Raw genomic sequence first — 17,447 nt, forward strand, 5'->3', positions numbered from 1 at the left:
AATGAATCGCTTTTTTTTATTACTGATTATTCTTGGTGCGGTTGCATCTTCTCCTCTCTCGGGAAGTACCGGGCTGCAGTTTCAACCGGAAAGAGACAGCATTCCACAGGGAAATGATTCACTCTCTCTGTTTGCCGATACCGTTCTCACGAAGGATTCAGTAACGAAAAGCGACATTGACACCCTGATATATTCTTCTGCTACTGATTCCATACTTTTCTTTACAAAGCAGAAACGGATGGAGATTTACAACAAAGGATTGATAAAGTATCGAACGACTGAACTCAGAAGCGGTAAAATTATCGTCCATTTCGAGTCCTCCAATGTTGATGCCTACGGAAGTTATATTGACAGCGCCGGTTACAAGGTAGTTAAGCAGCTTCCCGAACTGATTGACGGGAAGGAGAAATATAACGGCGAAGTAATGAAATATAATTTCAAGACCAAAAGAGGTTATATAACATTTGCATCGACCACTAATCAGGAGGCTTCTTACTCGGGCGTAAAAATCAAGAAAATGGATGAAAAAAACTATTTTGTTGAGGGGGGATTTTACACCACCTGTGAACACAACCCGCCCCACTACGGCTTTAAGTGTACAGAAATGAAGGTAATTCCGGATGAACAGTTAATCGGAAAGTGGATCTGGCTAACTTTCGGAGGTGTACCTTTTCCGGTGCCACTCCCCTTTGCTGTTATCCCGTTGCAGAAGGGAAGAAGGTCTGGACTGCTTACACCTGCGTTCGGAAACAGAACCGGTTACGGAAGGTATCTCTCCAGGTTTGGTTATTACTGGGCTATCAACGATTATATGGATCTGACAACGACCGGAGATTACTACACCCGTGGCGGATGGGGTATAAATGGAAATTTCAGATATGTGAAAAGGTATGATTTCTCGGGTTTTTTGGAGGCAGGGTACTCAAATTTAAACCAGGGAGAGTCAACAGATCCCGACAGAACGGATGAAAAAAACTGGCGTTTGAGACTGGTTCACAATCAGCCGCTGACCCCTGATTCCAGAATAGATGCCAATATCGAGTTTCTTTCCAGCAATTATATCAAACAGAATTCCTCGAACTATAATGATCTTTTACGGAATAACATCTATTCCAATATCTCATATTTCCAGAATTTTGAAGAATTCGGGGCAGGTCTCAGTGTGAATTACAGCAGGGAACAGGATTTGCAGACCGGCAATATCAACGAGATTTTGCCGAATATTTCCTTTTCGAAGTCTGTTTTCTATCCTTTCCGGAGTGCTGAAATCAAAAATGATGAAGCCTGGTATGAAAAACTCGGAATAAGTTATTCCGGACAGTTGCAGAATAACCGCAAAAATACCGATGGTGTTTTGGATGTGCGGGGTGGAGTTAGACACAGTCTTAATTTCTCACTCTCTCCAAAGATAGGGTACATCAATGTGACTCCTAATGTGAGCTATCAGGAATTGTGGTACAACAAGCAGATAGAACGAACATCGATTTACATTCCTGACGGCAGCAGTGCGAACATGATGAGTTCCTATAATTACTCATTGATGTCGTCAAATGCCCTGAAAGATTCAATTATTACGAATGATGTCGATAAAATCGGATTTGTCAGGACTTTTCGTGTGGGGATATCAGCAACCACCAAGCTCTATGGAATTTTCCCGATAAACACTTTCGGAATTTCCTCTCTTCGTCACACAATCATACCCACTTTGAGTTACGACTATCAGCCTGATTTTTCCCTGGATGGCTGGGGTTATTTTGGTGCATATACAGATGCAACAGGGAGGGTTGTAAAGTATAACAAATATGAGAGAGAAATCTTTGGCGGAGCATCGACAGGCGAGCAGCAAAGCATGCGGCTCGGACTGTCCAATATTTTTGAAATAAAGACAAAACCTGATCCGACAGATACCACTTCCAAAGAAAAGAAAATCCAGTTGCTCAATGTTAACGGCGGGATTTCATATAACTTTGCAGCGGATTCCCTAAAACTTTCAAATCTTTTTCTCGATTACAGGACTCAGGTGCTCGATTTTCTGAGCCTTTCCGGTTCAGCAGTGTTCAGTCCTTATGTCTGGGATGCAAACGGCAGGGAAATTAATAAATTTCTCATAGCCGAGGGGCAGGGGTTGCTGCAGTTGCGAAACTTTAATTTTTCAGCCTCAGCCACTCTCACGGGAGAAAGGATTGCTGACGGGACAAAAAAAGATTCTGTTAATGTGGAGCAAAAAGTTTTTTATCAGAACAGGAATTATCAGGGACTTTTTGCGGAAGTTGACCCCGATTTCTCCATCCCGTGGTCGTTGAATCTGTCATTTAATTACAACGAGAACAGGGTTACACCCGTTCAGATCTTAAAATACACGACCCTCCGGGCAGATTTAAATTTCAACCTGACCAAATTCTGGAAATTTACGCTTGGGGGAAGTTATGATTTTGAAAACAAGGAGTTCGCAGCACCGCAAATAGTCGTGAGCAGGGATCTCCATTGTTGGATCATGAATTTTGTGTGGAATCCTGTCGGTACTTATACAGGCTACAGATTTGAAATAAAGGTTAAAGCCCCGCAATTGCAGGACCTTAAACTTGAAAAATCTGATAATTTCTTCAGTGGAAGACGGTAGGTTTTTACTTATCAGTTATGACTTATAAGTTATTATTTTTTATTTGTAGTTGACGAACTGGACGGGGAAAGGGAAATCCTTCTCTTTCACGAGTTGCTGAACAGCCTGTAAATCATCAATCTTCGATCCTGTAACCCTCACCTGCTCATCCTGGATCTGAGCATTTACCTTAAGTTTTGAATCTTTTATAAGCTTCGTGATCTCTTTTGCGTCATCCTTTGAGATACCACTTCTAAGGTCGATTTTCTGCCTGAGAGTTCCCGCAGCAGCAGGTTCGGCTTCATTCATTTTTAATACCTTGATCGACATTCCTCTCCGTATGAACTTTGTCTGAAGAATATCTATACTCTGGCTGAGAGAGTAGTCATCCTTTGTATGGATGGTAATACTCTTGTCTTTTTTTGAAAGTTCAATGGTGGTGTGAGACTCTTTCAGGTCATATCTTTGGATGATTTCTTTGAGTGCCTGATTGACTGCGTTGTCAACTTCCTGAAAGTCCACTTCTGAAACTATATCGAATGAATGATTTGATGCCATAATTCCATCTATTATTTATTTGGTCGGGGTGGAGGGATTTGAACTCTCGACCTCGTCGTCCCGAACGACGCGCGCTAACCGGGCTGCGCTACACCCCGAAAAACAGAACGCAAATATATTGAAAAATCGAGAAATAAAAAAACAGCGAAGTTATGCGGAGTCAGACATCCGATATGATGCAATTTTTTAAGTAAATTTAGTAATTGTATAAAATAATTGGACTTATGTTTAAAAAAAATCGGGATGGTGACGAAAATTGTTTGTGTAAGGTTTATTTTTTATTAGATTGCAATGCATAATTGCTAAAAATAGGAAAGCACCCGGTATGAAGAAACTTCTGCTACTTACAACAATTATTCTTGTCTCGATAACCCTTGAGTCATACGGACAGGTCTATACCGACCAATGGCGTTTTGGTTTTGGTGCGATGTATCCAAGACTGATAGGCACGGATGCCGGTGGTAAAGAGTTTAACTTTGGCGGTGGACTGAGCATTCAGCTTGATCTTTCCGAGCATGCCGGGTTAAGACTCAAACCATTTTATACTCATCTTGAATCCCAATCTACCAAGAAAAGTACTTCTGACCTGATTGGTACCGGATTCGCACTCAACTATTACTTCATCCCGGGTTACGCAGTTACTCCATACTTAACCCTTGGGTTTTCCGGATTTCTGCAGCAGATAAAGAACGCAACCGACGGTAAAGATGAGGGAGTGCTCGATTATACTACAGATCTTGGATTTGGACTTGTTTTCAAGGATTTGCTTGGCAAAAACTGGGATTTAAATGCAGAAATTTCCTACCATTCAGTCACAAACGACAGACTTGACGGCACTAACGGTCTGATTGGCGGTATGCTGGGTGGCAGAAGAGATTCGTACATGAATTTTGGTCTCGGAGTGTTGTATAACTTTGGATTTGGTCCCAAGAGTAAATATTTTGCGGGAGCTGATCCGAAAGATAAGACCGCTCCGATGGTGGAGAGATATCCCGTCTATAAAAATAGTTGGCTGTTTGGTTTTGGTTTTGCGTATCCCAGATTCGCAGGTACCGATGAACTTGGACAGGAATTCGGATACGGCGGATATGTTGAAATTTCCAAGAAGTTCAACGAGTATGTCACAATTCGTTTGAAGCCTTCATATATTCACATGCCCGGATCCAACAAAGGACAAAGCACGGACATGGTGAACGGCCAGGTGGATATCCTTTATAAATTTATTCCGAACGAGCCTGTCTCTCCCTACATCGGTATGGGAGGAAGTGCTTACATGTATTCGGTAAACAAACCGGCAAGCACTTCAATTAAAGACGGCGCATGGCAGTTTGATTATGGATTTAACCTTATTCTGGGAGCAGACTGGAAACTTTTCTCAGAAGGTTATTCAATTACCACTGAGGTTGGTTACATGACAGTGTCTCATGACCGTTTGGATGGACTGATTAACATGAGTTCACCCGTGGGTGGTTTCCTTGGTGGTCCTTACGACAGTTACATGACATTCTCATTAGGTCTGAACATGTATCTCGACAGGGGTGACAAGGCTGATGCACCATTGCTTTACGGCGGAATTATTGAGCAAAAAGATAAGGACAAAGACCCCAAGAAGGATGACCCCGGCAAAAATGATACCAAATATGAGCCGGTGGATTATGCCAAAATCGAGGAAATTGTAAAGAAATATCAGACCGATCCAATTGACTACAATAAGATAGAAGATATTATCAAGCAGTACTCCGGCAAGGATCAGACACAGAGCTGGGTATTGTACGGTGTGAATTTCGACTTCAGTTCGGCTAAACTTCGTCCCGAATCATATCCGATTCTCAACCATGCTGCACAGATACTGCTCGCAAATCCAGGTCTTCTAATAGAAATTGGAGGTCACACCGACGCTGTGGGTGACGATAACAGTAATTTATCACTTTCGCAAAACAGAGCTGAATCTGTGAGATCTTATCTGATCGAAAAAGGTGTGGAAGCTTCCAGACTAACAGCGAGAGGTTATGGCTCCACCGTCCCTGTTGCTGATAATGGTACTGCAGAGGGAAGAGCGATGAACAGAAGAGTCGAATTCAAGGTTTTGAACTGATTTTCAGAAATATCAGTTTGTAAGTATTATTAGTTTTTCTAAGTTTTTACGGTTATATTTGTTCTTGAATATTTTTTGTGGCTGAAACTTCCCGTGCAGTTTGTCTGGTTTATCACGCTTCAGGCACGAGAGTTTTTTATTAAAGATAATGACAAGGAGTTGTTGTGAGAAAATTTTTAGTTGTTATCCTCTTGATGTTTGCATCACTTGGATACGCACAGACATATGAAAACGGATGGGCAGTTGGTCTGTCTGCAACTTCACCAAGAATGTTTGGAGACACATATGGTGAAGATCTTGACCTTGGGGCAGGACTCTCCTTAACGCGTGAGTTCGATGCATATAATGCATTCAGAGTAAAATTGAGTTATCTCAAGTTCACTTCCAAAGGTGCTCCGTTGGGTGTTGTGAACGGTCCCTCTACCGATGCCGTTACTTTTGGGATTAATTATCTGATGACCTTCAACCCTTGCACCGACTTCATAAAAGTCTACGGTGGTGCCGGATTTGCTGTCACAGCCTACAAAGTTACTAATCCTGTGAGATTCGTTTCAGATAAAACCAGCTTGAATGAGATTGCTCTGACAGTTAATTTAGGTGTAAATCTTCCTGTCTCAAAGGATTTTTCTACATTTCTTGAGCTTGGTCATCATACATTGTCGACCGATAAATTTGACGGATTGATGGGACCAAATGGTGGACTTTTCGGTGGAACTTTGGACAGTTACACTACACTCGATCTTGGTATCATGTATTATTTCTCGAGAGGTAAAGAAACGAAAATCTGCGATTTACCAAAAGGCGTTTCCAATGAGATCGACTACAAAAAAATCGAAAAAATGATTAATGATGCAAAAGTGACTCCTCCTCCTGCACCCGAGATCGACTACAAGAAGATTGAGGACATGATCAAGAAAAACAAGCCTGAGAGCACTAAACCTGATGCTATCGATCATGAAATCGTGCTGGTTGGTATCAACTTCGATTCCGGTTCCGCAGAAATCAAATCCGAAAATTTTGCAATTCTTGCACAGAATGCCGCTCAACTGATTGCCAACAAAAAAGTCAATGTTGAGATAATCGGAAACACTGACAGCAAAGGCGACCTTAAAGGTAACAACCCGCTTTCAGTAAAGCGTGCTCAGAATGTGAAAGATTACCTTGTATCAAAAGGTGTGGAAGCTTCAAGAATGACCATCAAAGGTGTTGCTGACACTAACCCTGTTGCAGACAACTCTACCAAAGAAGGAAGAGCCCTCAACAGAAGAGTTGAATTTAGAATAATCAAGTAATAACATTACTTTTGAAATTACGAAGAGGCTGCCTCAACCGGGGCAGCCTCTTTTTTTATTCTTTTATCAACCAAATAAAAGTCTTACAATAAATACTGCCATAAGAAGACCGGTAACATCAGCAATAAGTCCTGCAGGGAGTGCATGCCGGGTTCTTTTTACACTTACCGAACCGAAATAAACCGCCAATACATAAAAAGTGGTTTCTGTACTTCCGAAGAAGGTGGATACCATCAGTCCAAGAATGGAATCGGGACCGTGTGTCTTGATTATTTCGGTCATTATTGCGATGGATCCGCTTCCTGACAGTGGTCTCATCAGCGCCATTGGAAGTGCTTCTGCAGGCATTCCGACGAGACTCGTAACAGGAGTAAGCACCCAAACAAGAAGATCCATTCCACCGCTCGCTCTAAAAATTCCGATTGCAACAAGCATGGCTACAAGATAGGGGATAATCTTAAGTGCTACTCCAAATCCCTCCTTGGCACCCTCAATAAAAGTCTCATAAACCTTTACTTTTTTCAGAATACCGATAAGAACGAAAGTAAAAATGATCAATGGAATCGCCAAGGCTGAAAATGTATCAATGATTCCTTTCAAAATTGCAGTGTCGAAACCGGTCGAAGGGAGTGAAATTACATTTGAAGTAAAAAGATAGATTAGAACAGCCAGGACAGGAAGGATAAAAATTGCTTTTTTAGCAACTTTTTTCAGAAACTCAACACCTTCTTTCCGGTCAGCAGAGAACTTTTCGAGAGTTTTAACCGCTATAAGTCCGGCTGTGGTGGCACATGCAGATGCAAAGAGTGAGGTTCCGATGATTACTGCAGGCTGAGTAGACCCTGCGGCTGCTCTTACAGCTATTGCCGTGGCAGGTATTAGAGTCATTCCTGCAGTGTTAATTGCCAGAAAAGTACACATTGCGTTGGTTGCAGTTCCTTTTTCCGGATTTAATTTATCCAGCTCCTCCATTGCCTTTAAACCGAATGGAGTCGCTGCATTGGAGAGACCCAGAAAATTAGCCGAAATATTCATAATGATTGATCCAATTGCAGGATGATCATGCGGGACATCAGGGAAAAGCCTTTTAGTAACAGGTTTCATCGCAATTGCAATGTAATTGATGATTCCTGCTGCTTCGGCAATTTTCATGATCCCGAGCCACATTGCCATTATTCCAACGAGACCTAGTGCAATCTCTACAGCTGTTCCGGCGTAACTTATCGCTGAATTTGTGACCTCTTTTATCTTTTTCAAAGAAACAGATTCCAAAACCAGAGCACTTTTTACACTCGTTTTTTCTTCCGTTTTCAGAGAAATCGTTGCAGTTAAGTCATTCTCTTTTCCCGACGCTTTTGCAATCTCCTTGATGATCGAACCGGCATCCTCTGTAATCTTGAATGTGATGCTTGCCTCCGGTACTGACTTCAGTTTTTCGAGCGGGATTTCACTTTTAATGACTCCCGAGACCGGAACACCAAAATGTTTGGAAAGGGAAGTGGAATCGAGCATCACTTCAACGGTTTTTACACCCTCAGAAGAAGTGACAATTTTTGAGACGGTGGTAATTTCAGTGCCATTTCGATATTTTGAAGTGGCGGAATCGCTCAAATCATAGAATACTGCGGAAATGAAACCGAGAAATATCAGTACAGCCCAGATGTAATTGAGCATCTACATTCTCCTTGTTAGTTTACTTCAGGTGTGAGTGTGATAACGAAAGGTAAATTGCTCAAACCTGATTTATTGGTAACAATCACCTTTACAACAGTCTCTTTTTTCCAGGAATCACCTAAATCGATGGTCAGAAGATTATTGGAAACAGTAAAAAGCTTTTCGGGGAGGAGTTCCTTGTTTTTAAACACTTTTATTTGATGCGACCGTATTTCCTGTTTTGAAGCGATGTCCACCTTTAGTTCGAGCCTGCTCTTTACAATTTGCTTCGTTTTCAAGGAAAGCTGTGGAACCGCAGCTCTGAAATATTTCCCGGTACCTTTGAAGATTCCCCATGCCTCAAGTTTGTTGTAGAGGGAGTCTGACAGCCTAATCTCTTCATTCAGGTTGGTGAAAAAGGAGCATTCAACAAGAACAGCCGGAATATTAGTATTTCTTAATACTGAAAATCCGTCACCGGGATAAATGAGGTAATCTGAAACTGTACCGTCAAAGGATGCCAGTCCTGGTGGACGACCTGTATTGAAAGCCAGATCACGATTTATATACTTTGCCAAATCCCTGTTTGATGGATCATGTTCATAATCATCTTCCGTAGCGTGATAGTAAGTGGAAGAGTAGTTGATATGTGAATCTGTTGGTTTACCGGGTGCATTATGATGTATTGAGATGAAAAAACCGGCATCGGATTCATTCGCCAGTCTGCTTCTCTCTTTCAGTTCCACCGTTTTGTCGGTATCCCGGGACATCAGAACCTTTGCTCCCGCACGAGTTAGAAAATCCCGCAGGTAGAGTGCGACCCTCAAATTTATATCAGCCTCTGTAACCAGTCCATTTGGACTTTTATTTTTTCTGTCGCTGCCACCGTGTCCGGGGTCGAGATAAAAAACTTTTCCCTTCAAAGCCGCAGAGTAGAATTTGATCACAGAATCATTTATGGCGGTGTCTGTCAAATCGGGTGGCATTTCATAAAGTGAACAGGATGTTTCTGAAATCTGATTGACCGTAGTGCAACCTGTGAAAGACAGGAAGAGTGATCCAAGAATAATTACAACAACTGGTTTTGATATGGCAAATTTATTCATTTCTTTAACCGGTAAAATAAGTGAATATCAGACAAAGCATTTCTCTGAATTAAAACTGAACCTGCAGTCAGGGCAATGACTTGTATTTTTTTGAAATCCGTTTGAATTTATTGCCGTCCTGAGAGTCCCGACAAATTCCCGAATCCTTTTCCCGGTTATGTTGATCTCATTTTTATTAACGGTCAGCGGATCGAAAAATTCTGGATTGCCAAGGAAAATCAGGCGAAGTTCAAAAAGCTCCACTTCAGGGAATATCCTTGAGCATAAAAAGGCATAATATTTTAACTGATCGACATATCTTGCAAGAGAAGCATCGGGATTTTTATCGGTCTTATAATCAATTATTACAATTTTGTTATCTAAAATAATCAACTTATCGATAACACCCACTAAATAAAAATCGTCGACTTGAACAAAAATTTCCCGTTCATTATCGAAATTCGTTTGATAAAATATTTCAGATGCAACACTGTTTTTGAAAAAATTCTCCAGTTTATCTGATGTAATTTTCTTTAGAGCTTCTTTTTCTGCCGAAAATTCAGGATTATCGCTCAGGAATTGATTGACAACAGATGAAACCAAATCCTTATTCAGTTCCGGTTTACCTGTTTTCGACAGGACTTCATGGACGATAGTACCGACGGCGGCACCCAAATTTATTTCACCCGATTTTACGGCTCCATTTTCGGTATTATCGAGCACAATATCCTGTAAAAGGTCTTCTTCCACTACTTCGGGGTCTGTGTCTTCTGCAATAAAATTCGCTAAACCCGGAATCCCGGTGATACCTGAGATGTAGCTAAGATAATATTTGAAAGGGCATTGCGAAAACGACAGGAATTTGGTTGCTGTGATTATTTCGTTGGAAAGTTTTTTCTCCAATTTATTGGGGTGCACAGAAAACTCATGCGCAGGGTGCGCTGAAATTCCCGGTTTCATATGGACGGTTTTCGGGGCAAGGTCGGAACAAACCTTTATTCTCAAAGTTATTTGCTCGTCACTGCTCACGATCTGTCCATCTTCACCATTTCTTGCCGTTGTCAGCGTACCTGCTTCCAGGTCAAAATCCTCGCTGGGGGGGAAGGGAATATCCAATCCCTTCAACAGCATTTGGAGAAAACTGTTTTCGACAACTTTATCATCCTTCATTGAAACAGATAGAAATAGATTATTGGCTGCCCGGGTGACAGCCACATAAAACACGCGCTTCAACTCTTCGATGTCAACCTGCTTGTCAATCAGATCAGTGAGTTTGTCGTGAAGATGAGAAATATTATCGTTAAAGATATCATCCGACTCGGATATCTTAAATTTCAAACCGAGGTCCTTATGAATGGATACCGGTGACTTGTTCCAACTGCCTTCCAGCAGAGCAGATTCGGCACATCCAAAAATATAAACAGAGTTAAATTCAAGACCCTTCGACTGATGGATTGTCATGATCTTGACTGTATCGATCTCACCGGAAAGGGGAGCCTGACTTTCTTTCTCTATCTCTTTCATCAGTCTTTGAAGTATCGATTTGTAGTCGTAGATGGAATTAAATGAACTGTTCTCGAACTCGACTGCCTGAGAAAGAAGTTTGTTTATATTTGCCAGAATCTGGTTGCCGTTTGGTCTTTTACTTATAATTGCGAGATAGGGAGTATTTGACAATACATGATCAATGATTTTATGCGGTTTTGATCCCTGAGAGAATTCAAGAAGAGAGGTCAGTGTATCATGAGCAACGGTTAACCTGTTGTTTGTCTCTCTTTTAATGAATCCAAGCTTTTCAAAAGCAGTATTTCCTTCAGATTGAGAGATAAAAAGAATATCTTCATCGGAAATTGAGAAGAAGGGACTTCGTAACAAAGAATAGAGATTGAAATCATTCCCGGGATCCGTCAGGAAGTTGAAGATCATCGAAATATCCTCGACCACTTTCTGTTGATAGAACTTTTTACCTCCCATCAATTCATATGGCACTCCCGCCTCTGTCAGCGCCTCCTCCAGAAACTCAAAATAACTCGACTTTCGTGCAAGTATCGCGACTGTCAGCTTCTCCTTAAGGCTTTTGTTCAATTCGGAAATATGAGCAAAATGTTTTGAAAGATGTGCCGCAAGCATGCGGGCTTCTGCCTGACGGGTCTGTTTGATGTTCACGCTATTATTTTTACCGGATGAAGCGGGGTTGGTTTGACCGCCATCATCGGTTGATATACAGCTGTTCTTTGACATGTCGGTTAGAAGCAGAGTAATCTCGCTCTCCTTGTAGTCTTTATTCAGATCAAAAAATACAGTCTGATCATAGTCAACCGCATTAAGAAGCTTTCTTTTTTTTGTAAACTGTTCTGCTGTTCCGTCCAGCCTTTCATTTCTGTCGAAGAAAACACGGGGGAATATTTTGTTCACGAAAGCTGTTAATTCTCTTGTCAGTCTAAAGGTGTGTTCCAATACTACCGATTCACCGGAGTTTGATACGATTTTCTCTTTTGTCCTGTCAAATACAGTGAGATCCGCATCCCTGAAACCATAGATGCTCTGTTTTTTATCGCCAACTACATAGAGGTTCCCGGTAGAGAGGTCTCCCAACAGAGGAATAAAGATATCGAACTGAAGATCGTTGGTATCCTGGTACTCATCAATCATCATGAATTTATACCTGCCTTGTATGGCTTTTCTCACCGAATCTTTTCTCAAAAGTTCCGATGTGAGAATCAACAAATCCTCAAAGTCAATTGCATTCAGATCTTTTTTCTTTTTGTTCAGAAGTTCGAGAGTAATTTTGTAAAACCTGATAAAAAGAAACGAATACTCGGAATAAATCGTGAGGTGAGGATAGCTTTTTTCAAAAGGGATTTTATTCTTTAATCCGAAAAGATTCCAAAAATAGCGGCAGTTATCTTGTATCGCAGCGAGTTTTTCGGGATCCGCAAGTGATTTCAAATTTTTATTTAAGTAACCCTGAAATTTGATATTGCCCTTATCCCCAATAAAAATATTCAAAATCTGTGTAATAGTCTCAAATTTCACAATATTATCTGTCGTTGCATGAAATTGCGAAAGCAAATCAGAAATTGTATTCGCAACATCATTCTTTCCTTTGGAAGCTACGATGTCGTTAATGTAGCTAATATCCCCAACCATTTTGTCAAGAGTGGGGAAGAGAACAGCTATATAATTGTTAATGGTTTCAACTGATCTTTTAAATATTGCTTTTGATGAAATTTCCCCGTCCAATCCATCGAGCCATGATTCCACCCTTTTTCTTTCCTTAACCATCTTTCTTAATGCCGATTTGAATCCGGAGGTCCCTCTTAGAAGTCTGATGAGTTTTTTGATTCCGGGACTGAGCTCTTCATCTGCGAGAGACCGGGAAATTATTTCGTCTGTAGTTTCTTTTATCAGATTGTCGGATGATTGATCATCGAGAAGTTTGAATGATGGATCGAGACCTACTTCCAGAGGATATTCTTTAAGGAGACTTGAGCAGAATGAGTGGAAAGTTGAAATATTGGAATTAACCAGGTCTTTGATCAACCCGTTTAATTTGATTTTCTCATTGTCGTCTTTGGAATCGTTGTATTTTTCTACCAGTTGTTCTCTGATCTTGGAATAAAGTTCCGAGGCGGCCTTATCCGTAAATGAAATGGCTGCTATTTCGTTTACTCTGATGTTTTTGTTCAGGAGTGCATCAATATATCTTCCGGAGAGTACTTTCGTTTTACCGGAACCGGCATTGGCTGTGACCAGAATATGATTGGAAAGACCTGAAGCCTGCTGTTGTTTTGGAGTGAGTTTTGCCATCTGTTTATCCTCTGCGGTCAGTTTTAGTATAGGTTGATTTATGTCAGAATGTCAGAGCCAAATTTACGAAGCAAATTCGAAATATTGTATGCCGGTATAAAAAATAAAGAATTCGTCAATCATGTTTCTCCTTAAAAACGGGGAATTTCATCTTGAAAAGGGTACCTTCATCACTTTTCAGGAGTTCGATTGATCCACCGACTGATTCCACAAACCTACGGGTCAGTTTTAGTCCCAGTCCGGTGCCTGTTACTTTTGTGGTAAAATTGATCTCAAAAATTTTGGAAGCTGTTTCTTCGGTGATACCTTTTCCGTTATCCAGAACAGTCAATTCATATTCGTTTTCGATTTGAATCAGCTTGACCGTAACTGAGGAAGCTCCTGCCTGGATCGCATTTTTAGTCAGGTTAATCATTGATCTTTTGAAGTATGATTCGTCACCCAGGATAAAGGCATTCTCGAGTTCACTTCGAAATTCAAATCTTAACGGAGAGCCTGTGTACAGATCTTTTATTTCCAGAATAAGCGAGGAAATATTTACCGGATGCGGTTGAAAACCGGGCATTTTTGCGAAACGCGAAAACTCGGATGCCGTCTGGTTGAGTATTTCTATCTGTTTGAGAATGGAAACCAGAATTTTTTCTGTGAGTTCGGGCAGATTTGGTGCACCATCCTTATAGGCAGAAAGCAAGTGCTGCACGCTCAATTTCATAGGCGTGAGGGGATTTTTTACTTCATGTGCAACCTGCTTTGCCATCTCCTTCCAGGCAGCTTCCCGCTCGAGGAGTGCTATTTCATCCTGATTTTTTTTCAATTCATCAGTCATATAGCGAAATCCCCTGATCAACTCGCCAATTTCACCTTTATTACCTGAGGAAATGTCATAATCAAAATTTCCCAAGGCAACAGAATTGGTGGCTTTCGTCAGTTTCAAAAGGGGAGAGGAAATTCTTCCCGAAATGAAAGTAGCAAGAATGGAGGTCAGAATGATTGCGAGGGAGTAAACTCCAAAGAGAAAAACATCAAATTCAAGGAGAGTAAGTGACTGTTCGTCTCTGTCTGAGATATCGTTCACAAGAACGGTATAAATCTTCCCGTTATTTAGCCAGGAGTGGGAAAATGAGAAATATTTGTATCTGTCAAAGTGCTGTGTGAGGAAAAAGTCCTCGACAGGAACCAGTCCCGGGGAGGTTGCCGGTAACTGCAGATATCCGGGGATGAACGGTGCTTTCGCCTCATTGGGAGATATAAAAAATAATTTCCCGTCTCTGTAAATGGAGGAGGGGATGCCCGTCAGGTTAAGAGTTGTACTGCCGGGTTCAAGGGTTTGCACGATCTGTTTAACTTTTTCAGCTCTTGATTTCAGTGCGAAATATCTGTTTTTTTCATCAACAGAAGCCTGATTATCCCGGTTAAACAGGGCGAGAGCTAAAATTGGAATTGCCGACATAATCATAAAGCTGACTGTCAACTGAAATCTGAACCTGAAGAAAAGTTCGTAAATCTTCCTGAATCTCACCATCGCGACGACAAACAAAAGCAGTAGGATAAAAAGTGAGTGAAGAAAGAACAATTTAAAGAAATTGAAGAGAATTCTTACAGGGTCTTTATCCTTAAGTATCAACACTGTGAGACTGTTGACTTCCCCCTGATTTGAGAGCAAATAAAAGATGCTCGCTTCCTGTCCGGAGATGGTTGTCCGGTAAAGTTCCTCGACTCTTCCGGATTTATATTTGTCCCTGATTTTTACTATTTCTTTGTCCGGGATTTGCACAGCTCCAAAACTTCCGATCGGGGTATCGTTCACGAATTTGAAAATTGACATGCGCCTCAGATCGATGATATCATTTACAGGATTGGTTTCAGGACGCATAAAGAGGGGGATTCCGGCACCCGGTACATGGAAATCCCGTTTCAATATTGTTACGACGGCAAAATATTTTGTGGAATCGCTTTCTGCGAAAGGAATGGCGCCCGTAATCAGTTTTCCTTCGCTTACAGATGAGTCCCGAATGGCAATATCTGTCAGGGAAGTATCCGGTGCGTCATTAAATTCGTTGAGTGAGGGAATTCCGAAGGGAGAGAAAATATCTTTTTGTGTGGCTCCCTTATAGATTGAGATTTTGCACGGGTACACTTCGCCATTTAGAATGCTGCCCGACCAGACTCTAAAAGCCATTCCCGTCAGGGTTGCCTCATTGTCTTGAGGTGATACATTCATTCGCAAGACAACGGAAAGGGATTGCTGTACTAAAAATCGCATAAAAGTGTCAGTGGGTCTGTTGATCTCCAACGCAATTTTCTTCAGTGAATCCTTTTCAAGGTCTTCGTTGAACTTGCTCAATAAAATTATGGAGGAGGTGGAGGATATCAATGCGATGACAATAAAAGCGGATACCAGAGCGTTTTGTTTTTCGAGGACAAAATAGACTGCAACCAGCAACAGCAGGGAAATAAGAAGCGCCGGGAGTGGCAGGATCATCTCCTTTTCGAACACCGCAAAATAAAGCAGTCCGGGGAGAATAGAAACAACAACTGCAATTACCTTGAGTACCGGCAAAAGAATGGTACGCTTTGATGCGAATTTCAATCTGTTAAGTGACAGATGAAGGGAATTTATCGCTGAAGCAATGAACATTACAGTCAGAGAAATGAGAGTAAAAGATGCCATCAGAATACTGATGTTCATGAGTATAGCATCTTTTCCCGGCAGAATCGAGTCACCCAGAAAGTAGCGAAGGGAGCTGTCATATACAATGCTTCGCTGAACTGCGGCGAATCCTCTCATGAGGAGAACTGAAAGGAATATTGATATAACTGCCTTTATTGCCAGTATAGACGCTTTGTTACTTTGTTTCCTGTTGTTTCGAACCGCAGCAGAAAGGAGTGTGGCGGTAAAAATTGTCCCTAAAAATGAAGTGATCAGAAGATTAACTGGAGAACCTGCGACACCAAAACCAAAAGGAGATGAATAGTTTGCTGGGTTGTCAAAATCTTTGAGCCCGAGCAGAATTCCGGCATCGAAGTTCAGGAGAAATATTCTTAGAGACAAAACAACAACAAATGTGAAAAGCAATCCGGGAAATGAATATCCCGGTTTCATGGTCTCCGAGCCGGTTTTGAATTTACTTTTCGCTCCTGTAATAAAGAGATAACAGGCATGAAACAGTAGAAGCATTGAAGCCACAAAAAGAATTATTCTGATTACTGTCAGGGACACGGATGATTTAATGCGGCTCGAATCAGAATTTTCAAGCGCAACTTCAGCCAGCGCTCTTCCATCTGGTGATGTAAGCTGAAGAATATTTTTACCCCCGGAACCTGTGATCGAAACGGTTGTTCCTGTTTTCTTTTCAAAACTTGTGAAGAAATTATCCGGATCATCGTACTGATTCTTGAGAGAATAAAATTTGTCGAGTAATGTGACAGAAACCAGAATGTAACGCGATCCCTGAAAATTTATTTCGGATGATAACGCCAGGTCAGCCCTTAAGGAATTTAAGAGGATGAGGGATCTCTCTTTTTTTAACTTAAGAAATTGTTCCTTGTCAAGTTGAGAGAGGAGAGAGAATCCTGCGACAAACCTGCCATCCAAAGAAAAAAATGCAGAGTTGGATTTATTCCGGCTTTCATCAGTTGTGAAGGCATTTATGCCTTTCAGCGAAATTTTTTTAATCAGGTTGCTGTGGTAATTCTCCAGTGTTTTGTATTCATTGTGAAAGGCTTCAAGAAATGAATCTTTAACTTTTTGGTCGACAGCTTTATTGCCGGAGAAGTCTGTGTTTTCGGAGTGATAAAAAAGAAGAAGTATTAAAAAAAGGACTCCGGAAGCAGCAATTAATACTGTCTTCCGGAATCTGAAAAAGATACCATGAATTCCGGCACCGGTTAATTGACGGAAAGTTGAGTTATCCTCCAAGAGTTACCTTCAAACGACAAGGCGATATAAACAGTAGCACTATCTCTCTTTCCATTTTGATCGAATTTCAACCTTCCCGTAGCCACGGGGTTTCTGCTGTTACCTGTTTCAGTGAATGAAAAGGAAACAGGAACAAAAGTTTTAAAAAAGTCTTTCAAAATATAAAAAGATTGGTTGCTGCTAAAATAGCCTGAAACGCCATTTGGAAGATTTATGTAGGAATTCTCGGATAAATATTTTGTGAAGAGTGATGCATCGCCTTTATTGATACCGGATTCGATCTCCTGCAGGACTCCTTGCGGGTTTGGAAACTTCTGCCCGGCTTTATTGTTGTCGAAGTTATAAACCTGAGCTCCCAACCCGAAGGTCAGGAGCGTCAGAAGAATTAAGGATTGAGTTAGAGTTTTCATTTCAGTCTCCGTGTAAGGAGTTAAGT

9 protein-coding genes and 1 tRNA gene are annotated in these 17,447 nt (G+C 41.2%); 3 read left to right on the plus strand and 7 right to left on the minus strand.

The annotated features are described in order from the left end of the window. Position 1: 1 nt before the first annotated feature. A complete protein-coding gene (locus LCH52_15505; GenBank protein ID MCA0389894.1) occupies positions 2-2,620 on the plus strand; it encodes an LPS-assembly protein LptD in 2,619 nt (872 codons plus the stop codon). Between the two features lie 39 nt (positions 2,621-2,659). Here LCH52_15505 and LCH52_15510 read toward each other — a convergent pair whose 3' ends face one another. Next, entirely contained in the window at positions 2,660-3,157 is a 498-nt protein-coding gene (locus tag LCH52_15510) for a YajQ family cyclic di-GMP-binding protein (protein ID MCA0389895.1), read from the minus strand. Between the two features lie 20 nt (positions 3,158-3,177). After that, positions 3,178-3,255: transfer RNA gene (locus LCH52_15515), tRNA-Pro, on the minus strand. Positions 3,256-3,482: 227 nt separating this feature from the next. On the opposite strand from LCH52_15515, the gene LCH52_15520 reads away from it, so the two are divergent. Beyond that, positions 3,483-5,252 carry an OmpA family protein gene (locus tag LCH52_15520; protein ID MCA0389896.1) on the plus strand — a complete coding sequence of 590 codons (1,770 nt, stop codon included), beginning with the start codon at positions 3,483-3,485 and terminating at the stop codon, positions 5,250-5,252. A gap of 164 nt (positions 5,253-5,416) precedes the next feature. Beyond that, positions 5,417-6,544 carry an OmpA family protein gene (locus tag LCH52_15525; protein ID MCA0389897.1) on the plus strand — a complete coding sequence of 376 codons (1,128 nt, stop codon included), beginning with the start codon at positions 5,417-5,419 and terminating at the stop codon, positions 6,542-6,544. A gap of 66 nt (positions 6,545-6,610) precedes the next feature. On the opposite strand, the gene LCH52_15530 is transcribed toward LCH52_15525, so the two are convergent. The 5 genes from LCH52_15530 to LCH52_15550 form a co-directional block, all read right to left on the minus strand. Further along, positions 6,611-8,218, minus strand: a complete 1,608-nt coding sequence (locus tag LCH52_15530; GenBank protein ID MCA0389898.1) for a spore maturation protein — start codon at positions 8,216-8,218, stop codon at positions 6,611-6,613. A gap of 14 nt (positions 8,219-8,232) precedes the next feature. Next, positions 8,233-9,303, minus strand: a complete 1,071-nt coding sequence (locus LCH52_15535) for an N-acetylmuramoyl-L-alanine amidase (protein MCA0389899.1) — start codon at positions 9,301-9,303, stop codon at positions 8,233-8,235. 27 nt (positions 9,304-9,330) lie between these two features. Beyond that, positions 9,331-13,092, minus strand: coding sequence for a UvrD-helicase domain-containing protein (locus LCH52_15540; GenBank protein MCA0389900.1), 3,762 nt, complete (start codon positions 13,090-13,092; stop codon positions 9,331-9,333). Between the two features lie 115 nt (positions 13,093-13,207). Continuing rightward, the gene (locus tag LCH52_15545; GenBank protein ID MCA0389901.1) at positions 13,208-17,011 is read right to left on the minus strand and encodes a HAMP domain-containing protein; all 3,804 of its coding nucleotides are present in this window, start codon (positions 17,009-17,011) and stop codon (positions 13,208-13,210) included. Continuing rightward, positions 16,981-17,421, minus strand: a complete 441-nt coding sequence (locus tag LCH52_15550; GenBank protein MCA0389902.1) for a DUF4783 domain-containing protein — start codon at positions 17,419-17,421, stop codon at positions 16,981-16,983. The genes LCH52_15545 and LCH52_15550 overlap by 31 nt, the downstream gene beginning before the upstream one ends. Positions 17,422-17,447 lie beyond the last annotated feature (26 nt).

The sequence above is a fragment of the Bacteroidota bacterium genome, assembly GCA_020161395.1.
GTDB lineage: Bacteria > Bacteroidota > Ignavibacteria > Ignavibacteriales > Ignavibacteriaceae > UTCHB3.